The following is a 2,446-nucleotide window of genomic DNA, read 5'->3' as shown; positions in this document are numbered from 1 at the left end:
GTCTCAGCCGGCTTGATGGCGCTTCCGCGGTGCGATACTTGGCCTCATGCGGTTAAAACGCCTATCCGTTTACGTACTTGCTTAACCACTCAGTTGCGCTAGAATTAATAGACGCGAAATTTAAATCTCTAATTTTCCAACACTTAGTAAAACCTCGTTTGCCATCCCACTACCATTGTAGGAGCAAATCAGGAGACATAAAAAATTAGCGGTAGCGTGCCTGGCCCTCTAGATAAGTATTGGAGACTGTAATGAAGTTTGAAAAGTCACAGACAGCAATCGACCACCTGACTCCCGAGCAACACCGAATTACCCAGGAGGCGGGCACCGAAAGGCCCTTCACGGGCGAGTACAACGACAACAAGGAGCCTGGCATCTACGTCGACATAGTGTCGGGAGAGCCACTGTTCGCTTCGACGGACAAGTTCGATTCGGGTACTGGCTGGCCCAGCTTCACCAAGCCGATCGTTTCGGCAAACGTGAACGAGGTGCGGGACAGCGCACACGGCATGGTCCGGACGGAGGTCAGGTCAGTACACGCAGACAGTCATCTCGGCCATGTGTTCCCCGATGGTCCTTCCGACCGCGGCGGTCTGCGGTACTGCATCAACTCAGCGTCCCTTCGCTTCATCCCGCGCGACGAGATGGAGTCCGAGGGATACGGTGAATATCTCGATCAAGTAGAGGAGGCTTAACATGCATCAGCGCGCTGTTCTCGCAGGAGGATGTTTCTGGGGCATGCAGGATCTGATCCGCAAGCGGCCCGGCATCATCTCGACCCGTGTGGGTTACACGGGCGGCGATATTCCGAACGCCACGTATCGTAATCACGGCACGCATGCCGAGGGGATCGAGATTGTCTTCGACCCGACAGTGACGAGCTACCGGAACATCCTGGAATTCTTCTTCCAGATCCACGATCCGACGACGCTGAACCGCCAGGGCAATGATCGTGGGCTCTCCTACCGGTCGGGCATCTATTATGTCGACGAGGAGCAGAAGCGCGTCGCCGAGGATACGATCGCCGATGTGGATGCCTCGGGGCTGTGGGATGGCAAAGTGGTGACCGAGGTCCAGCCGGTCGGCGAGTTCTGGGAGGCCGAGCCCGATCACCAGGATTATCTGGAGAAGCGCCCGGGCGGCTACACCTGCCACTTCGTCCGTCCCGGCTGGGTGCTTCCGAAGCGCCAAAAGGTTGACGACGTACAGCCAGCGGCCGGGACCGCGGCGGAATAGGCTTCACTGCCGTTGCCACTGCGCCGGTCCGGTCCGCAATCTTCGTGACCGCGTCGTTCAGCGACGCGGTCATCGAACCCTACTTCAGAGTGACGGCTCGTTCCAGTCAGTCGCCATCGCAACACCAGGATCGCAGATTTATGCCAGACCTCTCGTCCTTTCCGATCACGCAGCGCTGGCCGGCATCTCATCCCGATCGCCTGCAACTCTACGCAGCCCCTACGCCCAATGGCGTCAAGGTCTCGATCATGCTTGAGGAGACTGGCCTGGCGTACGAGCCCCACCTGATCGACATCTCGAACAACGAGTCGAAGGATCCGGCGTTCGTGTCGCTGAACCCGAACGGACGCATACCGGCGATCATCGATCCGGCTGGCCCTGACGGTAGACCCATCGCCTTATGGGAATCCGGTGCGATCCTCCTCTATCTGGCCGACAAGACGGGTCAGTTCATCTCCACCGAACCAGGCCAGCGTTACGAGACCCTAGCGTGGGTGTTCTTTCAGATGTCGGCCATCGGGCCGATGTTCGGTCAGCTCGGCTTCTTCCTGCGATTTGGCGGCAAGGACTATGAGGACAAGCGGCCGCAACAGCGCTTTATCGACGAATCCACGCGTCTGCTGGGGATTCTGGATCGCCGGCTGGAAGGCCGCGACTGGATCGTCGACGACTATTCGATCGCGGACATCGCGACGCTCGGCTGGGTGAATGCGCTGGTGGAATTCTACGCTGCGGGTGACATCCTTGGCCTCAGCAGCTTTTCGAACCTGCAAGCATGGCTCGCACGCGGGCTGGCTCGACCAGCCGTACAGCGTGGCCTGCGCATCCCTGCGAGGCCCGCATGAGCATCATCGCCGCCTATTATTACAGCAAAGGCAAGCGCGTCCGCGAAATCGCGCTCGACGAGCGCGTCGAGCTAAACGAGGATCGCTCGGGCTTCTGCTGGATCGCGCTCAGCGAGCCCAGCGACGACGAACTCAGCGCGATCCAGGCGACGTATAATCTCCATCCTTTGGCGATCGACAACGCGATGCACCCGCTGTGCCCGCCCAAGCTCGAAGTCTATAACGATGAGCTGTACATCGTCGCCCAGACCGCCGAGCTGGTCGGCGACCGTATCGTCTATGGCAAGATGGCGATCTGATGTTGCCCCTGTTTTGTGGAGTTCTTAGCTCCCGGCTTACGCGGCTTTTTTGCGCTGTGCCTCGTA

4 protein-coding genes are annotated in these 2,446 nt (G+C 59.0%); all 4 read left to right on the top strand.

What is annotated here, in order from left to right:
• Positions 1-251 precede the first annotated feature (251 nt).
• The 4 genes from msrB to ACFO24_RS11005 all read left to right on the top strand — a co-directional run bounded on the left by msrB (position 252) and on the right by ACFO24_RS11005 (position 2,380).
• Positions 252-695, top strand: coding sequence for a peptide-methionine (R)-S-oxide reductase MsrB (gene msrB / locus ACFO24_RS11020; RefSeq protein ID WP_003464965.1), 444 nt, complete (start codon positions 252-254; stop codon positions 693-695).
• A gap of 1 nt (position 696) precedes the next feature.
• Positions 697-1,236 (top strand): peptide-methionine (S)-S-oxide reductase MsrA, encoded by a 540-nt coding sequence (gene msrA, locus ACFO24_RS11015; RefSeq protein ID WP_003464967.1) that lies wholly within the window; start codon positions 697-699, stop codon positions 1,234-1,236.
• Positions 1,237-1,376: 140 nt separating this feature from the next.
• Entirely contained in the window at positions 1,377-2,081 is a 705-nt protein-coding gene (locus ACFO24_RS11010; RefSeq protein WP_377738390.1) for a glutathione S-transferase N-terminal domain-containing protein, read from the top strand.
• Positions 2,078-2,380, top strand: coding sequence for a CorA family divalent cation transporter (locus ACFO24_RS11005; protein WP_465251393.1), 303 nt, complete (start codon positions 2,078-2,080; stop codon positions 2,378-2,380). The genes ACFO24_RS11010 and ACFO24_RS11005 overlap by 4 nt, the downstream gene beginning before the upstream one ends.
• Positions 2,381-2,446 lie beyond the last annotated feature (66 nt).

The sequence above is a fragment of the Comamonas denitrificans genome, from assembly GCF_042654745.1.
In the GTDB taxonomy this organism is placed as follows: domain Bacteria; phylum Pseudomonadota; class Gammaproteobacteria; order Burkholderiales; family Burkholderiaceae_C; genus Comamonas; species Comamonas denitrificans.
The sequence above is the reverse complement of the archived record's forward strand: the minus strand, read 5'-3'. Positions and strand labels throughout refer to the sequence as shown.